Source organism: Reyranella sp., assembly GCF_965227665.1.
GTDB lineage: Bacteria > Pseudomonadota > Alphaproteobacteria > Reyranellales > Reyranellaceae > Reyranella.
On sequence record NZ_OZ245767.1, the window covers coordinates 2,883,646 to 2,903,771 of the forward strand.

General features: G+C 66.2%; 17 protein-coding genes. 10 read left to right on the forward strand and 7 right to left on the reverse strand.

Annotation, left to right across the window (positions count from 1 at the left end):
• Positions 1 to 28 precede the first annotated feature (28 nt).
• Positions 29 to 1,438 carry an adenylosuccinate lyase gene (gene purB / locus ACO07I_RS13925; RefSeq protein ID WP_422008573.1) on the reverse strand — a complete coding sequence of 470 codons (1,410 nt, stop codon included), beginning with the start codon at positions 1,436 to 1,438 and terminating at the stop codon, positions 29 to 31.
• Between the two features lie 69 nt (positions 1,439 to 1,507).
• On the opposite strand from purB, the gene ACO07I_RS13930 reads away from it, so the two are divergent.
• The 7 genes from ACO07I_RS13930 to ychF all read left to right on the forward strand — a co-directional run bounded on the left by ACO07I_RS13930 (position 1,508) and on the right by ychF (position 8,914).
• Positions 1,508 to 3,148, forward strand: coding sequence for an acyl-CoA dehydrogenase family protein (locus ACO07I_RS13930; RefSeq protein ID WP_422008575.1), 1,641 nt, complete (start codon positions 1,508 to 1,510; stop codon positions 3,146 to 3,148).
• Positions 3,149 to 3,150: 2 nt separating this feature from the next.
• Entirely contained in the window at positions 3,151 to 3,600 is a 450-nt protein-coding gene (locus tag ACO07I_RS13935) for a hypothetical protein (RefSeq protein WP_422008577.1), read from the forward strand.
• Between the two features lie 195 nt (positions 3,601 to 3,795).
• Positions 3,796 to 5,265 carry a M81 family metallopeptidase gene (locus tag ACO07I_RS13940; protein ID WP_422008579.1) on the forward strand — a complete coding sequence of 490 codons (1,470 nt, stop codon included), beginning with the start codon at positions 3,796 to 3,798 and terminating at the stop codon, positions 5,263 to 5,265.
• Between the two features lie 184 nt (positions 5,266 to 5,449).
• On the forward strand, positions 5,450 to 6,382 hold the full coding sequence (locus ACO07I_RS13945) for a ribose-phosphate pyrophosphokinase (RefSeq protein WP_422008581.1): 933 nt from the start codon (positions 5,450 to 5,452) through the stop codon (positions 6,380 to 6,382).
• Between the two features lie 75 nt (positions 6,383 to 6,457).
• Positions 6,458 to 7,147 carry a 50S ribosomal protein L25/general stress protein Ctc gene (locus tag ACO07I_RS13950; protein WP_422008583.1) on the forward strand — a complete coding sequence of 230 codons (690 nt, stop codon included), beginning with the start codon at positions 6,458 to 6,460 and terminating at the stop codon, positions 7,145 to 7,147.
• A gap of 27 nt (positions 7,148 to 7,174) precedes the next feature.
• Positions 7,175 to 7,813, forward strand: a complete 639-nt coding sequence (pth, locus tag ACO07I_RS13955) for an aminoacyl-tRNA hydrolase (protein WP_298318844.1) — start codon at positions 7,175 to 7,177, stop codon at positions 7,811 to 7,813.
• Between the two features lie 3 nt (positions 7,814 to 7,816).
• Positions 7,817 to 8,914, forward strand: coding sequence for a redox-regulated ATPase YchF (ychF, locus tag ACO07I_RS13960; RefSeq protein ID WP_422008585.1), 1,098 nt, complete (start codon positions 7,817 to 7,819; stop codon positions 8,912 to 8,914).
• A 300-nt stretch (positions 8,915 to 9,214) separates the two neighbouring features.
• Here the strand turns inward: ychF and ACO07I_RS13965 are convergent, their stop codons facing one another.
• A complete protein-coding gene (locus ACO07I_RS13965; RefSeq protein ID WP_422008587.1) occupies positions 9,215 to 11,149 on the reverse strand; it encodes a PhoX family protein in 1,935 nt (644 codons plus the stop codon).
• A 154-nt stretch (positions 11,150 to 11,303) separates the two neighbouring features.
• Here ACO07I_RS13965 and ACO07I_RS13970 point away from each other — a divergent pair, with 154 nt between their 5' ends.
• Positions 11,304 to 12,671, forward strand: a complete 1,368-nt coding sequence (locus tag ACO07I_RS13970) for an esterase-like activity of phytase family protein (RefSeq protein WP_422008588.1) — start codon at positions 11,304 to 11,306, stop codon at positions 12,669 to 12,671.
• Here the strand turns inward: ACO07I_RS13970 and ACO07I_RS13975 are convergent, their stop codons facing one another.
• The 4 genes from ACO07I_RS13975 to ACO07I_RS13990 are packed head-to-tail and all read right to left on the reverse strand — an operon-like array spanning position 12,672 to position 16,625.
• Positions 12,672 to 14,180: a tripartite tricarboxylate transporter permease gene (locus ACO07I_RS13975; RefSeq protein WP_422008590.1), complete on the reverse strand. Its 1,509-nt coding sequence runs from the start codon at positions 14,178 to 14,180 to the stop codon at positions 12,672 to 12,674. It abuts the gene before it with no gap.
• 4 nt (positions 14,181 to 14,184) lie between these two features.
• Positions 14,185 to 14,670: a tripartite tricarboxylate transporter TctB family protein gene (locus tag ACO07I_RS13980; RefSeq protein ID WP_422008592.1), complete on the reverse strand. Its 486-nt coding sequence runs from the start codon at positions 14,668 to 14,670 to the stop codon at positions 14,185 to 14,187.
• 2 nt (positions 14,671 to 14,672) lie between these two features.
• Positions 14,673 to 15,653: a tripartite tricarboxylate transporter substrate binding protein gene (locus ACO07I_RS13985; protein WP_422008594.1), complete on the reverse strand. Its 981-nt coding sequence runs from the start codon at positions 15,651 to 15,653 to the stop codon at positions 14,673 to 14,675.
• Between the two features lie 45 nt (positions 15,654 to 15,698).
• On the reverse strand, positions 15,699 to 16,625 hold the full coding sequence (locus tag ACO07I_RS13990; protein ID WP_422018261.1) for a tripartite tricarboxylate transporter substrate binding protein: 927 nt from the start codon (positions 16,623 to 16,625) through the stop codon (positions 15,699 to 15,701).
• 298 nt (positions 16,626 to 16,923) lie between these two features.
• Between ACO07I_RS13990 and ACO07I_RS13995 the strand changes: the two genes are divergently transcribed.
• Positions 16,924 to 18,678 carry a DUF4153 domain-containing protein gene (locus ACO07I_RS13995; protein ID WP_422008596.1) on the forward strand — a complete coding sequence of 585 codons (1,755 nt, stop codon included), beginning with the start codon at positions 16,924 to 16,926 and terminating at the stop codon, positions 18,676 to 18,678.
• A gap of 6 nt (positions 18,679 to 18,684) precedes the next feature.
• Here the strand turns inward: ACO07I_RS13995 and ACO07I_RS14000 are convergent, their stop codons facing one another.
• A complete protein-coding gene (locus ACO07I_RS14000; protein WP_422008598.1) occupies positions 18,685 to 19,308 on the reverse strand; it encodes an FMN-binding negative transcriptional regulator in 624 nt (207 codons plus the stop codon).
• A gap of 67 nt (positions 19,309 to 19,375) precedes the next feature.
• Between ACO07I_RS14000 and ACO07I_RS14005 the strand changes: the two genes are divergently transcribed.
• Positions 19,376 to 20,047, forward strand: a complete 672-nt coding sequence (locus ACO07I_RS14005; protein WP_422008600.1) for a dienelactone hydrolase family protein — start codon at positions 19,376 to 19,378, stop codon at positions 20,045 to 20,047.
• The last annotated feature ends 79 nt before the right edge of the window (positions 20,048 to 20,126 follow it).

Genomic DNA, 20,126 nt, shown 5'->3' on the forward strand with positions numbered 1-20,126 from the left:
TCCGAAAAGGGGAGAGGAGCGAAGCGACTTACTTCTTCGCCAACAGGCCCGCGAGGCCGGTATAGGTTTCGGGCCGCAGCGTTCGCAGATGCGCCTTCACATTGGGCGCAACCTCGAGCCCGTCGATGAACGTGGCGAAATCCGCCAGCGTCACCTGCCGGCCCCGCGTCAGCGCCTTCAACTTCTCATACGGCATCTCGACCCCGGCGACGCGCAGCACGGTCTGGATCGCCTCGGCCAGCACTTCGGGATGGGCCATCAGCGCTTCCGTGAGCGCCGCCTCGTTCACGCTCACCTTGCCGAAGCCGCGCAACAGCGAGCCGTAGCCGATCAGCGCATGGGCGAAGGCGGTGCCGAAGGTGCGGGCGACCGTCGAGTCCGAAAGGTCGCGCTGCAGGCGTGAAATCGGCAGCTTGCGCGAGAGATGTTCGAAGAGCGCGTTGGCGACGCCGAAATTTCCCTCGGCATTCTCGAAGTCGATCGGATTCACCTTGTGCGGCATCGCCGACGAGCCGATCTCGCCCTCCTTCGGCTTCTGCGTCACCCAGCCGTCGGAGATGTAGCGCCACATATCCTGCGACAGGTCGATCAGGATGGTGTTGATCCGACGCAGCGTGTCGAACATTTCCGCGAACGTGTCGTGCGGTTCGATCTGGGTTGTCACCTCGTTGAGCACGAGGCGCACCGGATGCGCCCCGCCCGCGTCCGGCGCGTTCAGGCGCTCGACGAAGCTGTGCGCGAAGGCCAGCCAGTCGACCTGCGGCAGCGCGACCATCTGGGCGTTGTAGTTGGCGGTGGGGCCTCCCCACTTCACCAGGATGGGATTGCGGGCAAGCGTCGCGACCTGACGGGCAAGGCGCGTCGCGAAGACGTTCATTTCCTTGCCAAAGGTCGTGGGCGTGGCGCTCTGGCCGTGGGTGCGCGCCAGCATGGCGGTGTCGGCGTGCCGGCGGGCGAGCCCCTCGATCTCCGTCGCGACCTTGGCGAGCGACGGCAGCATGACCGCCTCCACCGCGCCCCGCAGGCAGAGGGCGTGGGCCGTGCTGTTCACGTCCTCCGACGTCAGCGCGAAATGCACCCACTCCAGCACGTCGGTCAGGCTCGAATCCTTCAGCTTCAGCTTGATGAAGTACTCGACCGCCTTCACGTCGTGGTTGGTCGCGGGGATGCCGGCATGGCCCTCGCGCTCGAACTTGCGGATGATCCGCGCATCCTCGACCGAGATGTCCGGCAGGGCCTTCAACAGCGCCTTTTCGGCGTCCGTGAGCGGGCGAATTCCGACACCCGGGGTCTCCGAGAGGGCGGCGAGATATTCGCACTCCACGAGGACCCGCCTCTTCAGGAGGGCGTATTCGCTGAGATGGCCGGCCAGGACTTCGGAAGTCGCGCGGTAGCGGCCATCGACGGAGCTGACGGCGGTAAGGGTATCGAGCTGCATGCCGGGCACATAGCACAGACGGCCGTCCGCCGCTTGCCGTCGGCGGGATAGCAGGTTCAGACTGGCCTCATGGCTTCCGGTTTCCTCGAAGACGCTTCGTTCAACCAGTCGCCGGCCTTCGGCGACGTCGACCTGTTCGCTGCCGACCGGCCGCTGGCTGACGCCGCTGCCCGCGCCGGTCTCGACCTCGCGGCGCTCTCCACCTGCGGCCGGGACTATGGCGCGGCGGAAACGCTCGATCTCGGACGGCTCGCCAACGAGAATCCGCCCCGGCTGCGCACCATGGACGGCAAGGGCAACCGGCTCGACCGGGTCGAATTCCATCCCGCCTATCACGCGCTGATGCGCAAGAGCATCGGCCACGGCATCCATGCCTCCGCCCATGACGGCAGCGACAAGCCGGCGCCGATGGCGGCACGCGCCGTCCGCCTGTATCTGGCGACTCAGGCCGAGAGCGGCCATATGTGCCCGATCACCATGACGCATGCCTGTGTCGGCGCGCTCCGCTCCGAGCCGGTGATGCTCGAAAAGTGGCTGCCGAAGATCCAGACGCGGACCTACGATCCGCGACCGCTGCCGTGGTGGGAGAAGAACGGCGTGACCCTGGGCATGGGCATGACCGAGCGCCAGGGCGGCACCGACGTGCGCGCCAACATCACGAGCGCCACCGCCCACGGCGACCATGTCGAGATTACCGGCCACAAGTGGTTCATGTCGGCGCCGATGTGCGACGCCTTCCTCGTGCTCGCGCAATCTGCCAAGGAAACCGGGGACGGCGGCCTCACCTGTTACCTGATGCCGCGCTACCGGCCCGACGGCTCGCAGAACGCGATCCGGTTCCAGCGGCTGAAGGACAAGCTCGGCAACAAGTCGAATGCTTCCTCCGAGGTCGAGTTCCACGGCGCCTGGGCCGAGCGGGTCGGCGCGGAGGGCGCGGGCGTGCGCACCATCATCGAGATGGTGAACCTGACGCGGCTGGACTGCGCCATCGCCTCGGCCGGCCAGTCGCGCATCGCGCTCAGCCAGGCGATCCACCACATCCGCAACCGCTCGGTCTTCCAGCGCCGGCTGGCCGACCAGCCGGCCATGCGCGCCGTCGCCGCCGACATGGCTCTGGAACTCGAGGCGCAGGTCGCGCTGGTGTTCCGCCTGATCCGCGCCGCCGAGCATGCCGCCCACGATCCGCGCGAGGCGGCCTACGCCCGCCTTCTTACCCCGGCCGTGAAGTTCCTGGTCTGCAAGAGCACGCCGCAGCTCGTCTACGAATCGCTCGAGTGCCTGGGCGGCAACGGCTACACCGAGGACCTGCCGCTGGCGCGCTATTTCCGCGAATCGCCGCTCAACGCCATCTGGGAGGGCTCGGGCAACGTCATGGCGCTCGACGTGCTGCGTGCCGCCGGCCGTCACCCTGAGGCCGCGACCGACACGCTCTCGCGCCTCGTGCGCACCGCGGACCGGGCCTTCAAGGCCGGCCCGCTGGCACAGGCGTTGGAGCAGACGTTGAAGTCGGGCGCCGCCGAACGCCGCGCGCGTTTCCTGTGCGAGAGCCTGGCCAAGATCGCCGCCGTGGCGGCGCTGGTCGAAGCGGGCTCGCCCTTCGCCGCGCTCTATGCCGAGACGCGGCTGAGCGGCTCGCCCTTCGCGCAGTTCGGCAGCGCCGACCTCGGCGACAGCGAGACCGCGCTGATGGACCGGGCACTGGCGGCATAGCGATGGGCGAATCCCTGTCCTGGATGGCGATCAAGGGCCACGACAGGGAGACGATCTACAGCCGTCTCCGTCTCGTCGCGACGGGAGCCGCAGGGGACTGCACCCGAGGCAAGATCGGCTCGCGCATGCTCGCCGAAGGCTGGATATTAATCGTCTTGGGCCAGGCGGAGCATCCACTCCTAGCCCAGTCGGAATTGCAGAAGCTGTCAGCCGGTTGCGAGGTCGTGGACTGCAATGTCGAAGAACACGTGATGTTCAGCTCGTCCGAATGCTGGAAGGATGGCCAACGCCTCTGGCGGGCAGAGCACCAGGGAGATTCGGACATTCCTGGCTTGCAGGCAGTCGGTGAACTGCCGGCCGCCTTCACGGCCGTCGAACAGCAATACCGTCCGAAGCAGACACTCTCGAAGAGAAGGACGCCGAAGTCGATTGCATCTTTGAAACTCCATTGATGCCGGCTCGGTCGATCAGCGGCTTCAAGCACGACGAACCGCCTTTCGTGGATCTCGATCTTCTTCGCTGGCAGAAGCAAGACCCCCGCTGGACGTTCTGGGAATAGCCGCGGAACGAGTTCTTGCCGCCGTCGGGTGCGGCATGAGATTTTCGCCCCAGTATCCCGTACGCAGTCGCAGCGAGTCCTTGTCCCTATGAAAAAGATCTTCACCGCGTGCCTCGGCACCGAGACCAACACCTTCGCCTCGATCCCGACCGGGCTCGGCCTGTTCGAGGAGACCTGCCTGTTCCGCAAGGGCAGCTACGGCGACAAGGTGCCGATGTTCGGCGCGCCGCTCGATGTCTGGCGCAAGCGCTCCGAGGCCAAGGGCTGGCAGGTGGTGGAGAGTCTCTGCGCCTTCGCCCAGCCGGCGGGTAAGACGGTGAAGAAGGTCTACGAGGCTTTCCGCGACGAGATCATCACGGACCTGAAGGCCGCCATGCCGGTCGATGCGGTGTTCCTGTCGATGCACGGCGCCATGGTGGCCGAGGGCTATGACGACTGCGAAAGCGACCTGCTCGCCCATGTGCGCAAGGTGGTCGGGCCGGAGGTGCCGGTCGGCGTCGAGCTCGATCTCCACTGCAATATCGGCGAAGGCACGATGCGCGACGCCACGGTGCTGGTCCTGTTCAAGGAGTATCCGCATGTCGACGTGTCGGACCGCGCCGACGATCTGTTCAACGTCATGGAAGGCGCCATCGAGGGCCGCACCAGGCCGGTGATGGCCACCTGGGACTGCCGCATGATCGGCGTGTTCCATACCACGCGCGAGCCGATGCGCGGCTTCGTCGACAAGCTGATGGCGTTGGAAGGCAAGGACGGCGTGCTCTCGCTCTCCGTCGCCCATGGCTTCCCGTGGTCCGACATCAAGGAGATGAGCAGCCGCATCATCGCCGTCACCGACGGCGACAAGGCGAAGGCCGAGAAAATCGCCAAGGAGCTGGGCCAGGAATTCTTCGCCATGCGCCAGGCCACGCAGCCGCCCTATGTGACCTTGGAGGCCGCCATGGCGCGGGTCAGCTCGCACAACCTGCCCAAGCCCATGGTGCTGGCGGACGTGTCGGACAATGCCGGCGGCGGCGCGGCTTCGGATTCGACCTTCATTCTGAAGGCCCTGCTCGACGGCAAGGTGAAGGACGCGGCCGTGGCCATGTTCTGGGATCCCGGCGCGGTCAAGCTCGCCTTCGAGGTCGGCGAAGGCGCCGAGCTCGACATCCGCCTCGGCGGCAAGCTCGGCCCGCAATCGGGCGCGCCGGTCGACGCCCGTGCCAAGGTCCTGAAGCTCGAGAAGAACGTGTTCATCCAGTTCGGCGGCGCCCGCAAGGGCACCAGCCCGATCGGCGATGCCGCCGCGCTGCAGATCGAGGGCGTGACGGTGATCGTCAACTCCACGCGCTCGCAGTGCCACAGCCTCGACTGCTTCACCAAGCTCGGCATCGATCCTTCGACCAAGAAGGTCGTGGTGGTGAAGTCGATGCAGCACTTCCACGCGGCCTACGCCCCGATCGCCAGCGAAGTGGTCTATGTCGCCGCGCCCGGCGCACTGGTGCCGGACTGGTCGCTGCTGCCCTACACCAAGGCCGACAAGACGCAGTGGCCGTTCGTCGCCAACCCGCACGCCTGAGCGTGCGGGCGTGCGGGCCTCCGGGGCCCGGCGACCGGGAGCGGCGAAAAGCCCATATTTCAGGGCGTTTACAGCGCTCCGACTCATTGGTATGTTCCGCCCCGTCGCGGCCCGGGATGGCCGTTTTGTCGTTTTAGATCAACGACTTAACCTTGTCCCGCCCCCGGCGCGAGGGCAGCGATTCATGAAGATTCTCACCGGCAACAGCAACAAACCGCTGGCCGAAGCCATTTCCGCCAAACTGGCCTTGCCGCTGGTCAAGGCCAACATACGCCGTTTCTCCGATAACGAGATCTTCGTCGAGATCCTGGAGAATGTGCGCGGCGAGGACGTTTTCGTCATCCAGTCGACGAGCTTCCCGGCCAACGACCATCTGATGGAACTGCTGATCACCATCGATGCCTTGCGCCGCAGCTCGGCCCGCCGCATCACCGCGGTGATCCCCTATTTCGGCTACGCCCGCCAGGATCGCCGCACCGGCTCGCGCACGCCGATCTCGGCCAAGCTGGTCGCCAACCTGATCACTCATGCCGGCGCCCATCGCGTGCTCACGCTCGACCTGCATGCCGGCCAGATCCAGGGCTTCTTCGACATCCCGCTCGACAATCTCTATGCCGGCCCGGTCTTCTCCAAGGACATCAAGGAGACGCTGAGCAACCGCAACCTCACCGTCGTGTCGCCCGACACGGGCGGCGTGGTGCGCGCCCGGGCCATCGCCAAGCGTATCGATGCCGACCTCGCCATCATCGACAAGCGCCGCGAGGCCGCCGGTGTCAGCGAGGTCATGAACGTGATCGGCGACGTGAAGAGCCGCGACTGCATCCTGATCGACGACATCGTCGATTCGGGCGGCACGCTGTGCAACGCCGCGGTCGCCCTGATGGACCAGGGCGCGAAGTCGGTCTCGGCCTACATCACCCATGGCGTGCTGTCGGGCGGCGCCGTCGCCCGCGTCGCCGCCTCGCCGATCGAGAAGATGGTGATCACGGATTCGATCATGCCGACCGAGGCGGTACGCGTGTCGCCGAACATCCGGCCGCTCAGCATCGCGTCGCTGATGGCCGAGGCGATGAAGCGCATCACCGACGAGGCTTCGGTTTCGAGCCTGTTCGACTAGGAATTTCAAGAGATCCGGCGATGGGCACCCCTGGAGGCCACGCCGCGATGAGAGAGCAACCCAAGGAGAGTTAAAATGGCAGAGACGACCAAAGTCGTCGCGAAGATGCGGGACCGGGCCGGCAAAGGGGGCGCCCGTTCCAGCCGTCGCGAAGGACTGATTCCCGCCGTGATCTACGGCGACAAGCAGCCGCCCGTGATGATCGCCGTCGAACCGAAGACGATCGAGCGCGAGATCCACAAGGCGGGCTACTTCAATCACCGCATGAAGATTGCCGTCGATGGCACGGACTATGACGTCCTGCCGCGCGACGTGCAGGTCGATCCGGTGACGGACAAGCCTCTGCATCTCGACTTCCTGCGCATCGGGCCCGACTCGATCATCACCGTGCAGGTGCCCGTGCGCTTCCGCAACGAGCTGGCCTCGCCCGGCATCAAGCGCGGCGGCGTTCTGAACGTGGTGCTGCACGAAATCACGCTGCGCACCCGGGCCGATTCCATTCCGGAAATCTTCGAGGTCGACCTGACCGGCCTCGAGATCGGCCACTCGATCCACATGTCGACGCTCAACATTCCCGAGAGCGCGCGCGTGGTGACGCGTGACAAGAACGCCACCGTGGCCTCGATCGCCGCGCCGACCGTGACGCGCGAAGCGGCCACGACGGATGCGGCCGGTGCCGACGGCGCCGCGCCGGCGGCAGGCGCCGCTCCGGCGGCGGGCGCTGCAGCGGGCGGCAAGGCCGCTCCCGCTCCGGCGAAGAAGTAACGGGCGGGCGAAGGCTCCGCTCCGTCGATGCTTCTGCTGGTCGGGCTCGGCAATCCCGGGCCGCGCTATGCGGGGCACCGGCACAACGTTGGATTCATGGCGGTGGACGAGATCGTCCGCCGCCGTGTCTTCTCGCCGTGGCGTGCGCGCTTCAACGGCGAAGTGGCCGAAGGCCATCTCGGCGGCGAGCGCGTCATCGCCCTGAAACCCATGACGTTCATGAACGAGTCGAGCAAAGCCGTGGGCGAAGCCGTACGCTTCCTCAAGGTGCCGCTCGATCGCCTGGTCGTCTTCCACGACGAACTCGACATCGCGCCCGGACGGGTGCGCATGAAGAAGGGCGGCGGCGCGGGCGGCCATAACGGCCTGCGCGACATCGACGCCCATGTCGGCAAGGACTACCGCCGCGTCCGCATCGGCATCGGCCACCCCGGCCACAAGGACCTGGTGTTGCACTGGGTGCTGCGCGACTTCGAGCGCGACGAGCGCGACCCGAAGGACGGCTGGGTCCCGAAGGTGCTGCACGCGCTGGCCGAGGAAGCGGCGCTGCTGGTCGAAGGCGGCGCCAAGGCCGACGAGAAATACATGAGCCGGGTGGCGCATCTCGCGCCGCCTCCCGACCTTCCGGCCCGCCTCGACATCAAGGGCCTGGGCAGCAAAGAGTAGATCATGGGTTTCAACTGCGGAATCGTCGGCCTGCCCAATGTCGGCAAGTCGACCCTGTTCAACGCCCTGACCGCCACGCAGGCGGCACAGGCGGCCAATTATCCGTTCTGCACCATCGAGCCCAATGTCGGCCGCGTCGCCGTGCCCGACCCGCGCCTGGAAAAGCTCGCGGCCATTGCGGGCTCGGCCAAGATCATCAACACCCAGCTCGAATTCGTCGACATCGCCGGCCTGGTGAAGGGCGCGTCGCGCGGCGAGGGGCTGGGCAACCAGTTCCTGGGCAACATCCGCGAGGTCGATGCGATCGCCCACGTGCTGCGCTGCTTCGAGGATGGTGACGTCACGCATGTGAGCGGCAAGGTCGATCCGGTGAGCGACGCCGAAATCGTCGAGACCGAGTTGATGCTGGCCGACATGGACAGCCTCGAGAAGCGCCTGCCCAACCTCGAGAAGAAGGCCAAGGGCGGCGACAAGGAGGCCGCGGCCGAGGCCCCGGTCGTGAAGAAGGCGCTCGAGGCGCTGCGCGACGGCAAGCCGGCCCGCGAAGCCAAGCTCACGGACGACGAGCGCGCGGTGTTCGCCCGACTCCAGCTCATCACCGCCAAGCCGATGATGTACGTGCTGAACGTCGAGGAGAGCTCGGCCGCGACCGGCAACGCGCACAGCGCCAAGGCCGAGGCCTTCGCCAAGTCGCGCGGCATGCCGTCGGTCGTGATCTCGGCCGCCATCGAGGCCGAGGTGGCGCAGCTTCCGGCCGAGGACCAGGCCGACTACCTGTCGTCGCTCGGACTCGAGGAAACCGGTCTCGCGCGCGTCGTGCGCACGGGCTACGCCCTGCTCGACCTGGTGACCTTCTTCACGGTCGGCCCGAAGGAAGCCCGCGCCTGGACGGTCCACCGTGATGCCAAGGCGCCGCAAGCCGCCGGTGTCATCCATACCGATTTCGAGAAAGGCTTCATCCGCGCCGAGACCATCGCCTTCGACGACTATGTCACGCTGAACGGCGAGGCCGGCGCCCGCGATGCCGGCAAGCTCCGGCTCGAAGGCAAGGAATACGCCGTCAAGGACGGCGATGTGTTTCATTTCAGGTTCAATGTTTAACGCGCCTACGCCGCGTTAAACATTGAACCGGCGAGCGGCAGCGCTTGTCATCGAGCGCGAGAGCTCGCGCCGCGCAGAATCGATAAGAACCTCATCGGAGCGCGCCACTCCAGTGGCGCTCATGATGCTCACAACCTCATCCTGAGGAGGCCGCGCAGCAGCCGTCTCGAAGGATGGGCCACAGACGTGGTGCGTGTCCCCACCCTTCGAGACGCGGTCCTGCGGACCGCTCCTCAGGGTGAGGTGATTGTTGGAATAGACAAACGTGAGCGCCACTGGAGTGGCGCGCTCCAATTACCCCTACGAACCTATCGGCCCCCCGCCCTTCTTCGTAATGGCGATCACCGACGGCCGTGGCGGCATGCCGTCCTTGAAGTCGGGCCAGCGGGTCGAGGGCTTCTCGAAGGTCGAGTTGCGGTCCTCGCCGGGATGCTGGATGGCCAGGAACAAGGTGCCGTCGTCCGGCGTGAAGATCGGGCCGCAGACCTCGGCACCGGTCGGCGCCTGGTAGAAGCAGCGGGTCAGCGCCCGGCCGAAGCCCACCGTGTCGGCGGCATAGAGACCGTCGGCCACGCCGGCCGCCGACGGCGCGCCGTCGGTCGCGATCCAGATGCGGCCCTTGCTGTCGAAGGCGATGTTGTCGGGGCAGCTCAGCCAGCCATTCTCCGAAGTCGCGCGATGATAGCGGGCGCCGGCATCGTGGCCCGGCTTGCCGGCCAGCAGGAAGATCGACCAGGTGCCTTCCGCCGCGGCGTGGTCGCCGTCCTTCGGCGCGATCTCGAGGATATGGCCGTGATCGTTGGGGCCACGCGGATTGGCCTTGTCGACCTGATCGGGCTTGCGCCGGCCATTGTTGGTCAGCACGACGTAGACGCGCCCGTTGACGGGATTGGTCTCGATGTCTTCCGGCCGGTCCATCGGCGTCGGCTTCAGGAGATCGGCGGCGAGCCGGGTCTTCACCAGCACGTCGCCCTGCGTGGCAAAGCCGTTCGCTTCCGTGAGCGGACCCTGTCCCTGCACCAGCGGCAGCCACTCGACCTTGCCGTCGGCGTTGAAGCGCGCAACGGAGAGCGTGCCCTCGTCGAGCAGGTTCTTGTTGGCCGCGCGGTCGTTCGGGTTCCACGGCTTCGCGGTGACGAAGCGATAGACATACTCGAAGCGCTCGTCGTCGCCGCTGTACAGCACCACCCTTCCATCCTTGGCGAGCGTGTAGGTGCAACCCTCGTGCTTGAAGCGGCCCAGCGCGGTGCGCTTGACCGGCGGCGAGGCCGGTTCGTAGGGATCGATCTCGACCACCCAGCCGAAGCGGTTGGGCTCGTTCGGCTCCTTGTCGAAGTTGAAACGATCGACATGCTGGCCCCAGGCGTTGGTCGCGCGGGCCACGCCGTAGCGCTTGCCGAGTTCGGTATCGGCCAGCCTTGCCGCCTCGCCGTCGAAGTAGAAGTGGAAATTCTCCTCGCAGGTCAGCCAGGTGCCCCAGGGCGTGCTGCCGCCGGCGCAGTTGCCGAATGTGCCCAGCACGCGCGTGCCCGTGGGATCGGCCGAAGTCTTGAGCCGGTCGTTGCCGGCGGCGGGTCCGGAAATCTCCATCGGCGTCGTGGCGGTGAGGCGGCGCGCGTATTTGCTGTCGGGCACGACCTTCCAGCCGGCGCCGTCGCGGGCGATCTCGACGACCGCCCCGCCGACCGAGGCCATCTCGACCGCGACCTGGTCCTTCGTCGCCTTCAGCGCCGCATCGCGTCCGCGGCCAAGACCCGCGAACATCAGGTTGGGGTTGGTGTATTCGTGGTTGGCGACCATCAGGAAGCGGTCGCCGCTGCGGCTGCCGGCGGGCAGCGGATAGAGGCCGAGATAGTCGTTGTTGTAGCCGAACCGCTTCTCCTGCTCGGCCGCCGTGAGGGTGGCGGGATCGAAGCCCGTGGCGCCTCCGATGATCGGGTCACCCCAGCGGATCAGCACCTGCATGTCGTAACCGTCGGCGACGTGCTGCGTGCCGTCGAGCGTATGGGCGAGTTCCTTGAAGGTGAGCGACGAGGGACCGTTCGCCTGGGCCTGCGCATCCGTCGTGGCGAACGGACCGGCGAGCGTGGCCGCCAGGCCCGCGCCCGCGAGGCCGCGCAACGCATCGCGCCGGCTGAGCCGCCGCTCGATCAGCTCGCCGATCGAGGGCTCGGTACTGGCGTTCACCCCGATATCGTCGGGGTCGGTGTAGTTGTCATCTCGTGCGGCGGCCATCTGAACTCCTGGAAACGCACGTCTGGGGTAACGGGCAATAGTGGCGGTTCCGTTACGATCCTGCGCGCACGTCCCCGCCGTCCACAAGGACCGTCAGTAAACCGTAGCGAGAAGCCTGTAGCAGGCGGATGTCACACCTCATGAAGAGACACACATGAAAACACATCTGCTGCTTGCGGCCTCGGCCGCTGCCCTTCTGTCTGCCTTTTCCGCCTCTGCCCAGACCAAGTTCCCGGCCACGCTGGAAGGCCATGCGATCCTGCCCGCCATGACCCTCGTGCCCGCCCCGGCGGACGCGCCGCCGGATCTGCAAATCTCCGGCCGCTACGCCGGCCCTGCCGGCCAGCGCGTCGATGCACCGGAGAGCGTGCCGGGCATGTCGGCGCTGTCCGACAAGGCGGCGCCGCGTCCCACCGGCCTCAGCCTGCCGTTCAAGGGGCAGCCGGTGCAGGGCTTCTCGGGCATCCGCAAGCTGCCGGACGGCTCCTATCTCACGATCAGCGACAACGGTTTCGGCAGCAAGGCGAACTCGCCCGACGCCATGCTGATGTTCCACATCGTCAAGCCGGACTGGAAGGCCGGCACGGTGGAGCGCGTGTCGACCGGCTTCCTCAGCGATCCCGACCGCAAAGTGCCGTTCCGCATCGTCAACGAGAACACTCCGAAGCGCTACCTGACCGGCGGCGACTTCGATCTCGAATCGGTGCAGCCGATCGGCGACTTCCTCTACTTCGGCGAAGAGTTCGGCCCTTACCTGATCAAGACCGACAAGAGCGGCAAGGTCCTGCAGATCTTCGAGACCAAGGTGGACGGCAAGCTAGTGCGCTCGCCCGACCATCCGGCGGTGACGATGCCCGGCGCACCCGGCGCGGTGAAGTTCGAGGTCCGGCGCAGCAAGGGCTTCGAAGGCATGGCGGCCTCTCCCGACGGCAAGTTCCTCTACCCGCTGCTCGAAGGCCCGCTGGTGACCGAGTCGGGCGAGATGGAAGCCAAGGACGGCAAGCGCTTCCTGCGCATCCTCGAGTTCGACGTGGCCAAGGGCGAGTACACGGGCAAGAGCTTCAAGTACACGCTCGAGGCGCCGGCCAACGCCATCGGCGACTTCAACCTGATCGACGCCACCAGCGGCCTGATCATCGAGCGTGACGACACCGAGGGCGACGCGGCCCAGGCCTGCAAGGACGGCGCGGTGAAGGCCGACTGCTTCAACGTGCCGGCCAAGTTCAAGCGCATCTACAAGATCGACCTCGGCCAGGCCGATGCCGACGGCTTCGTGAAGAAGGTGGGCTACATCGACCTGATGGACATCCAGGACCCGAACAAGGTCGCGCGCGCAGGCGCCAAGGACGGCAAGCTCACCTTCCCGTTCTTCACCATCGAGAATGTCGACCGCGTCGACGCCGACCACATCATCGTCGGCAACGACAACAACCTGCCCTTCTCGTCGGGCCGCGCGCTGGGCAAGTCCGACGACAACGAGCTGATCCTCCTGAAGGTTACCGACCTCCTGAAGGCGAAGTAGCTACTCGGTCACGTCGAGCGCCACCTTCTCGCGCTTCTTGCGGAGCGCGGGAAGGAGTGGTGCGATCAGCAGGAAGGCCGCGATCGCAAGGCAGGCGACCGAGATGGGCCGCACGACGAAGATCTCGAACGACCCCTGGCTCAGGATCAGCGACTTGCGCAGGTTGTTCTCGAGCATCGGCCCGAGCACGAAGGCAAGCACCAGCGGCGCCGCCTCGTAGCCGAACTTGCGCATGAGATAGCCCAGCAGGCCGGTGCCGATCATCACGAACACGTCGAACACGGCGTTGCCCGAGGCGAAGACGCCGACGATGCAGAACATCAGGATCAGCGGAAACAGGATCCTGTAGGGCGCCTTCAGCACCTGAACCCACATGCCGATCAACGGCATGTTGAGCACCAGCAGCATGATGTTGCCGACATACATGCTGGCGACGATGCCCCAGAAAACCTTGGGATTCTGGCTCATCATCAGCGGCCCGGGCTGCAGCCCGTGAATGACGAAGGCGCCCAGCAGCAGCGCCATGATGACGTTGGGCGGGATGCCGAGCGTCATCAGCGGAATGAAGGCGCCGCCGGCCGCCGCATTGTTGGCGGCCTCGGGCCCCGCGACGCCCTCGATCGCGCCCTTGCCGAAGCGCTCGGGCGTGCGCGACAGCTTCTTCTCCATGGCGTAGGACGCAAAGGAGGCGATCACCGCGCCGCCGCCCGGCAGCACGCCCAGCAGGAAGCCCAGCAGCGTGCCGCGCCCGACCGGGCCGGCGCTCGCCTTCAGGTCCTCGCGCGAGGGCCACAGGCTGCCGATCCGCGATTGCACGATGTCGCGCCGAATCTGCTGCTCGATGTTCGCCAGGATCTCGGCCACGCCGAACAGGCCCATCACCACCGGCACGAGCCCGATGCCGTCGACCAGTTCGAGCCGGTCGAAGGTGAGGCGCGGCATGGCGTTGATCTGGTCGAGACCGATCAGCCCGACCACGACGCCGACCGCCGCCATCAGCAGCGCCTTTGCCATCGAGCCCTGCGTCAGGAAGGACAGGATGGTGAGGCCGAGAACCATCAGGCTGAAATATTCCGGCGGGCCGAAGGCCACGGCGACCTGCGCCAGCATCGGCGCCACGAGCATCAGGGCGACGATCGCGAAGGTGCCGGCGACGAACGATCCCAGCGCCGAGATGCCGAGCGCCGGGCCCGCGCGGCCGCGCTTGGCCATCTCGTGCCCGTCGATGCAAGTGACGACCGAGGCCGCCTCGCCCGGGATGTTCACCAGCACCGCGGTGGTCGAGCCGCCATACATGGAGCCGTAGTAGATGCCGGCCATCATGATGATGCCGGACTCGGGCGAGCCCGAGAGCGTGACCGGCAGCAGCAGCGACATGGCCGAGATCGGGCCGATGCCGGGCAGCACGCCGACCAGCGTGCCGATGAACACGCCGATGAAGCAGTAGAGAAGATTGACCGGATCGAAGGCGACCGCGAATCCCTGGTAGAGACCGGAAAGCACGTCCATCGCGTCAGCCCGCCAGCCAGGAGAGATAGGGAACGTCCTCGAGCCAGCTTCCCTTGGGAAGCTGCACCAGCAGGACCTTTTCCAGCACGTACCAGACCCCGACCGACGCGGCCAAAGCGATCGGGATCGAGAGCTTGGGCGCCACCGGATCGACGAAGGTCATCAGGAAGAGCAGCAGCGCCAGGCTGCAGAGCACGAAGCCCAACTTCTGGAACAGGACGCCGAAGACGATCAGGGCGACGATCACCATCACGACGTTGCGCCACCGCGCCCCGCGCCAGAGATCGGCCAGCAGCGGCCCCTCGCCGCGCGCGCCGGCGACGATGATCGACAGCGACAGCGCGCACATGAAGAGACCGAGCCAGAAGAAGACGAAGCCCGAGCCCGGCTCATGCAGGGTGCCCAGTTCGAGCAGCCAGCCCTGCCAGGTGACGAACACGCCGACACCCAGCCAGAACAGGCCTCCCCAGAATTCAGCGCGACGCAGCATGCTCAGCTCTTCTTGGCGAGCCCGAGCTGGTCCACGACCTCGCGCTGCTCGTCATACTGCTGCTTGGCGAACTTGGCGTAGTCCGCCGTGTTCATGTAGCGCTTGGGATAGTCGTACTTGGCCATCAGTTCGACCACCTTGGGATCGTCGAGCGCGGCCTTGAAGGCATCGTGCAGCTTCTGCACGACCGCAGGGTCGATGCCCTTCGGCCCGGCAAGCCCGAACGGCGAGTCGAGCGTCAGGTTGAAGCCCAGCTCCTTGAGCGTCGGCGCATCGGGCCAGCGCGGGCTGCGCTCCTGCGTCCAGATGCAGAGCAGGCGGAACTTGCCGGCATCGACCAGCGGCGCCCAGCCGGTTGCATCGGCGTCGGCCATGACGTGGCCGCCCTCCAGCGCCGCCCAGCCTTCGGGCCCGCCCTTGAAGGGCACGTGGGTGAACTTAACGCCGGCCTTGTGGGCGATCTGCTCCATGCCGATGTGCAGCGAGCTGCCGGCGCCCGGGGTCGCATAGGTGAACTTGCCCGGGTTGGCCTTGGCGAAGGCGATGACGTCCTGGAAGGTCTTGAATTGCGAGTCCGCCCGCACGACCACGCCGAACGTGTAGGCCGAGGTGTGGAGGATCCAGGTGAAGTCCTTCATCGGGTCGTACGGCGTCTTCTGCATGTGCGGCAGGCGGAAGATCGTCACCGGCATCTGCGCGATCGTATAGCCGTCGGGCTTGGCGGTCGCGGCCATGCTGGCGGGGCCGCTGGTTCCGGAACCGCCGGTCCGGTTGTCGATCACCACCGGCTGGCCGAGGATCTTGGCTGCGGCGTCGCCCAGCGCACGATGCCAGACGTCGACGCCGCTGCCGGCCGGCCACGGCATGATCAGCGTGATCGGCTTGTTGGGAAAATCCTTGGCCCCCTGGGCATGCCCGATGGCGGGCGCGAGAGCGGCGGACGCGACCGCACCCGACGCCGCGATGAACGAACGACGACGCATGAACTCCTCCCTTGTTGTCTTCTTTCCCCGCTCTCTTCGGGCGGACTAGCTCTTGGCGGCCAGTCCGAGCTTCTCCAGCGCCGCCTTCTCTTCGGCATAGAGCTGGCGCGCGAACTTGTCGTAGGCCGCGGCCGGCATGTAGCGCGGCGACATGTCGTACTTTTCCAGGGTCGCGATGACGTCCTTGTCCTCGAGCGCGACCTTGAAGGCCTCGTCGAGCTTCTTCACCGTGGCCGGGTCCATGCCCTTCGGGCCACCCATGCCGAACGGCGAATCGAACACCATGTCGAAGCCGAGATCCTTCAGGGTCGGCACGTCGGGCCAGTTCTTGGTGCGCTTCTCGGTCCAGACGCAGAGCAGTCGCAGCTGGCCCGCATCGACCAGCGGCTTCCAGCCCGTCGAATCGGCCTGCAGGGTCGTATGCTTGCCGAGCACGGCGGCATTGGTCTCCGCACCGCCCTTGAACGGCACCATGGTCCACTTGATCCCGGCCGCGGCCGCGATGCGCTCCATACCGATGTGAAGCGAGGTGCCGGCGCCGGGCGTGCCGTAGGTTACCTTGCCCGGATTGGCCTTGGCGTACTCGATCACGTCCTTGAAGGTCTTGTAGGGCTGGTCGGCCGCCGTGGTGACGCCGAACGTATAGCCGCTGAGATGCGCGACGTAGGTGAAGTCCTTCAGCGGATCGAACGCCGTCTTCTGCATCACCGGCAGCCGGAACACGGAGATCGGCAATTGCGACAGGGTGTAGCCGTCGGGCCGCGCGGTGGCGGCCATGGTGGCCGGTCCCAGGGTGCCGGAGGCGCCACCCTTGTTGTCGATCTGGAAGGGCTGGCCCAGGACCTTGCCGGCCCGCTCGCACATGGCGCGGAGCGTGATGTCGCTCGAACCGCCGGCGGGCCACGGGACGATGAAGGTGATCGGCTTGCTGGGATAGGCCTGGGCGCGGGCAGCTGGCAGGTAGAGCGGCATGCCGACGCCGGCAGCGATCACGGTTCCCAGACCACGCTTCACGAGACCACGACGACGGACCGTCATTCATTTCCTCCCTTTTGTTGGTCAGGAAAGTGGCCGATGGTCCGCGCGATGTAAAGAGATTGCAGAACCTGTGTTGCGGCAGGAGGCGCTTCATGCAGTGAGCCGTCGCCTGCGTGCAAGCTGCCGTTGAGCCATTGCTGGGATATGTCGACGTAGTCGACGCTGATTTCACGCTGCGTGTGCTAGGGTGCATTGCACACGCGACAGTAGTGAATCGCCAATGGATCAGAGAATGCAGTTCCTTTACGCCAACCGGATCGTCGCGGCCCGCCTCCTCATCGGCATCGCCCAGGGCCTGGCGCTCTATCTCCTTCACGAAGCCGGTCTCAAGAAGAGCTGGCCGGCCGACCAACCCGACATCCTGCGCGCTCTGTCCACGGCTGCCGGCATGACACCCTTCTTCATGGTCCTCGGCATCGGCAACCTTCGCTGGCCGACTTTCGCCATCTGGTCGGTCGTCATCGGTCTGGTGAGCGCGGGCCTGGGATTCCATGCCGGCCATCAGGAGATGGATCGCCTGGGCTGGTTCTCGCTGGGAACGATCCTCAGCACGTCGATTCCGGTCTTTCTGTTCATCGTGAACGCGCTGGTGACCGGCGCGGACTCCGACCGGCGGCCTCTCGCAACCTTCCGGACCTACTTCGAGATCACCTGGAAGCACGTCACGCAATACGTGCTTGCCTCGCTGTTCGTCGGCCTGTTCTGGGGCATGTTGTGGCTCGCCGGCACCCTGTTCAACGCGATCCATGTCGATTTCGTCTCCACGACCATCTCGAAAAGCTGGTTCTGGATACCGGTGACCTGCATCGTCAGCAGCGCCGCGCTGCACCTGACCGATGCGCAGGCCGGCCTCGTCCGGGGCGCACGCTCGCTGCTGTTGAACCTGCTGGCGTGGCTGTTGCCCGTCATGGTCCTGATCGGTGGCGGCTTCCTCGTCGCTTTGTTCTTCACCGGCCTCGACCCGCTCTGGAACACCAAGCGCGCCACGCTAAGCCTCATCATTGCCTCGGGCCTGCTGATCCTCCTGATCAACGCGCATTTCCAGGACGGCATGTCGCAGGAGGAGAGATTTCCTGTCCTGCGCTACGCCCGGTTCCTGGCCGCTCTCATGCTGGTGCCGCTGGTGGTCCTGGCCGCGGTCGGGCTGGGCCTGCGCATCGAGCAACACGGCTGGACTCCCCCGCGGGTCATCGGTGTGGCCTGTATCGTCATGCTGGCCTCGCATGCGATCGGCTATGCGCTGGCGGCTCTCCGCTCCGGCCCCGCCTTGCGATACCTGCCGATGACGAACATCGTTTCGGCGTTCGTGACGGCCGCAGGACTACTGGCCCTGCTGACGCCTCTCGCGGATCCGGCGCGCATATCGGTGGACGATCAGATCGCCCGCCTCGAATCGGGCCGCGTCGACCCGGAGAAGTTCGACTTGGCCTTCCTCGAAAGGAGCAGCGGCCGTTACGGGAAGGATGCCTACGAACGCCTGAAGACCAACCCGCAGGGTCCGAATGCCGCCAGGATCTCGGCGCGGATCGAGCAACTCGCCAGGGCACCGAAGCCAGGAGCCGTGGCGAACTCACCGGCCAGCGCCGAAACCCGCGCGAAGAACATCACGGTCACCAAGCGGGCCGGTAGCACCTTGCCAGCGGCCTTCATCGAGCAGGACTGGAAGAATGCGCCAGGCAAGCCGATCCTGCCGGGCTGCCTCACCCAGGCCGCCCTGAAATGCGACGCCTTAATGGTGGATCTGGCCGACGACAGCCGAGCCGAAATCGTGATCGTCGACCTCACGAGCGTAATGGTGTTCGCTCAGGACGCCGACGGAAGTTGGGTCGCTGCCGGCCAGATCTTTCAGAAGCTCTTTTGCCCCAATGTTCGCCAGGCTCTCAAGGCAGGCGATGCACAGCCTCTACAACCCCGCTTCAAGGATCTGGAAGCGGCAGGCGAGAGGCTGCAGATCAGCTCGAATGCTTGTTCGCGCCCCCGCCAATGACCGAAGCTACGGCAGGACGCGCTTCATCCAGTGGGCCGTCGCCTGCGCGTCCTGGTTGTCGCTTTCCGCGAGCTTCTCCATCACGCGCTGCCGGTCCTCCAGCTCGCGATTCTGGCTGAGCTTGATCTTGGTCTGAAGCCGCGCGAGCGGCATGCGGAAGGCGACGATGCCTCTGGTCTGCGCCTCGGCATTGCCCGGCGGAAGGCGGTCGAGGTTCCAGGACGAAGGGTCCGCCCCTTCGTAGGCCGTCGAGAGTTTCGTCAGTACGTCGAGCGCGCCCTGCGTGTCGGTAACCACCTCCGGCCGGCCATAGGCATGGACGGTGACGTAGTTCCAGGTCGGCACCTTGGGACCCGGTGTGTACCAGGTCGGCGAGACGTAGGCATGCGGCCCCCAGAACAGCGCGAGCGACTCCGCCGGCCGCTCGAACAGCTTCCAGTGCGGGTTGGCGCGCGCGATATGGCCGATCAGCGAACCGTGTTCGCTGCCATCGTCCTGCCAGAGCAGCGACAGGTGGGTGGCGAAGGGCGCGCCGTCTTCGTCGGTCGTCATCAGGAGAGCCCAGTTATGGGCCTTCATGACCTCGCGGCCGACCGCTTCATCGCCTGCGAAATGCTTCGGAAGATACATGGCTTGGATTCCTTGAACGGCGCGGGCTTACCATGGTCCAATGCCGGCCACACAGGGAGGATTATTCATGGGCGAAGATATCCGTCTTAAGTCTGCCGCCGGCGAGATCGGCGCTTACCTGGCCACCCCGGCGGGCACGCCGAAGGGCGGCATCGTGGTCATCCAGGAGATTTTCGGGGTGAACCACCATATCCGCGCCGTGACCGACAAGTTCGCGGCCGAAGGCTACCTGGCCCTCGCGCCGTGCTTCTTCGACCACATCAAGCCCGGCATCGAGCTCGGCTACACGCCGGACACGATCGCCGAGGGCCGCGGCTACGTCATGACGCCCGGCTTCACCGAAAAGGCTGTGCAGGACGTCGAGGTCGCCATCGCCGAGCTGAAGAAGCGCGGCGTGACGAAGGTCGCGGTGACCGGCTTCTGCTGGGGCGGCACCATCACCTGGCTGGCGGCGACGCGCCTCAAGCCCGACGCGGCCATCGCCTACTATGGCGGCGGCATCTACGGCGCCCGGGACGAAAAACCCAGCGTGCCGACGATCATGCATTTCGGCGACAAGGACATGCACATCCCGATGACGCACGTGAACGAGCTGCGCCAGCTCCATCCGGGCGTCACGATCTACGACTATCCCGCCGACCATGGCTTCCATTGCGACGAGCGCGGCAGCTACGACGCGGCCGCCTCGAAGAAGGCGATGGAGCGCACGCTGGAGTTCATGGCCAAGCACGTCGGCTGACGCACGACGCCGTTCCCACCACCATTGTCATCCCGAGCGTGAGCGAGGGACCTTTCGAGGCGCTGCCAGGGCTCGCTCA

Coding starts and splice junctions, on each gene's coding strand:
- ACO07I_RS13950 (WP_422008583.1), top strand. CDS start 6,458: ATGGCAGAGACGACCAAAGTCGTCGCGAAGATGCGGGACCGGGCCGGC.
- ACO07I_RS13930 (WP_422008575.1), top strand. CDS start 1,508: ATGGCTTCCGGTTTCCTCGAAGACGCTTCGTTCAACCAGTCGCCGGCC.
- ACO07I_RS13945 (WP_422008581.1), top strand. CDS start 5,450: ATGAAGATTCTCACCGGCAACAGCAACAAACCGCTGGCCGAAGCCATT.
- ACO07I_RS14000 (WP_422008598.1), bottom strand. CDS start 19,308: ATGTATCTTCCGAAGCATTTCGCAGGCGATGAAGCGGTCGGCCGCGAG.
- ACO07I_RS13980 (WP_422008592.1), bottom strand. CDS start 14,670: ATGCTGCGTCGCGCTGAATTCTGGGGAGGCCTGTTCTGGCTGGGTGTC.
- pth (WP_298318844.1), top strand. CDS start 7,175: ATGCTTCTGCTGGTCGGGCTCGGCAATCCCGGGCCGCGCTATGCGGGG.
- ACO07I_RS13970 (WP_422008588.1), top strand. CDS start 11,304: ATGAAAACACATCTGCTGCTTGCGGCCTCGGCCGCTGCCCTTCTGTCT.
- ychF (WP_422008585.1), top strand. CDS start 7,817: ATGGGTTTCAACTGCGGAATCGTCGGCCTGCCCAATGTCGGCAAGTCG.
- ACO07I_RS13995 (WP_422008596.1), top strand. CDS start 16,924: ATGCAGTTCCTTTACGCCAACCGGATCGTCGCGGCCCGCCTCCTCATC.
- ACO07I_RS14005 (WP_422008600.1), top strand. CDS start 19,376: ATGGGCGAAGATATCCGTCTTAAGTCTGCCGCCGGCGAGATCGGCGCT.
- ACO07I_RS13940 (WP_422008579.1), top strand. CDS start 3,796: ATGAAAAAGATCTTCACCGCGTGCCTCGGCACCGAGACCAACACCTTC.
- ACO07I_RS13965 (WP_422008587.1), bottom strand. CDS start 11,149: ATGGCCGCCGCACGAGATGACAACTACACCGACCCCGACGATATCGGG.
- ACO07I_RS13935 (WP_422008577.1), top strand. CDS start 3,151: ATGGGCGAATCCCTGTCCTGGATGGCGATCAAGGGCCACGACAGGGAG.
- ACO07I_RS13990 (WP_422018261.1), bottom strand. CDS start 16,625: ATGCCGCTCTACCTGCCAGCTGCCCGCGCCCAGGCCTATCCCAGCAAG.
- ACO07I_RS13985 (WP_422008594.1), bottom strand. CDS start 15,653: ATGCGTCGTCGTTCGTTCATCGCGGCGTCGGGTGCGGTCGCGTCCGCC.
- ACO07I_RS13975 (WP_422008590.1), bottom strand. CDS start 14,180: ATGGACGTGCTTTCCGGTCTCTACCAGGGATTCGCGGTCGCCTTCGAT.
- purB (WP_422008573.1), bottom strand. CDS start 1,438: ATGCAGCTCGATACCCTTACCGCCGTCAGCTCCGTCGATGGCCGCTAC.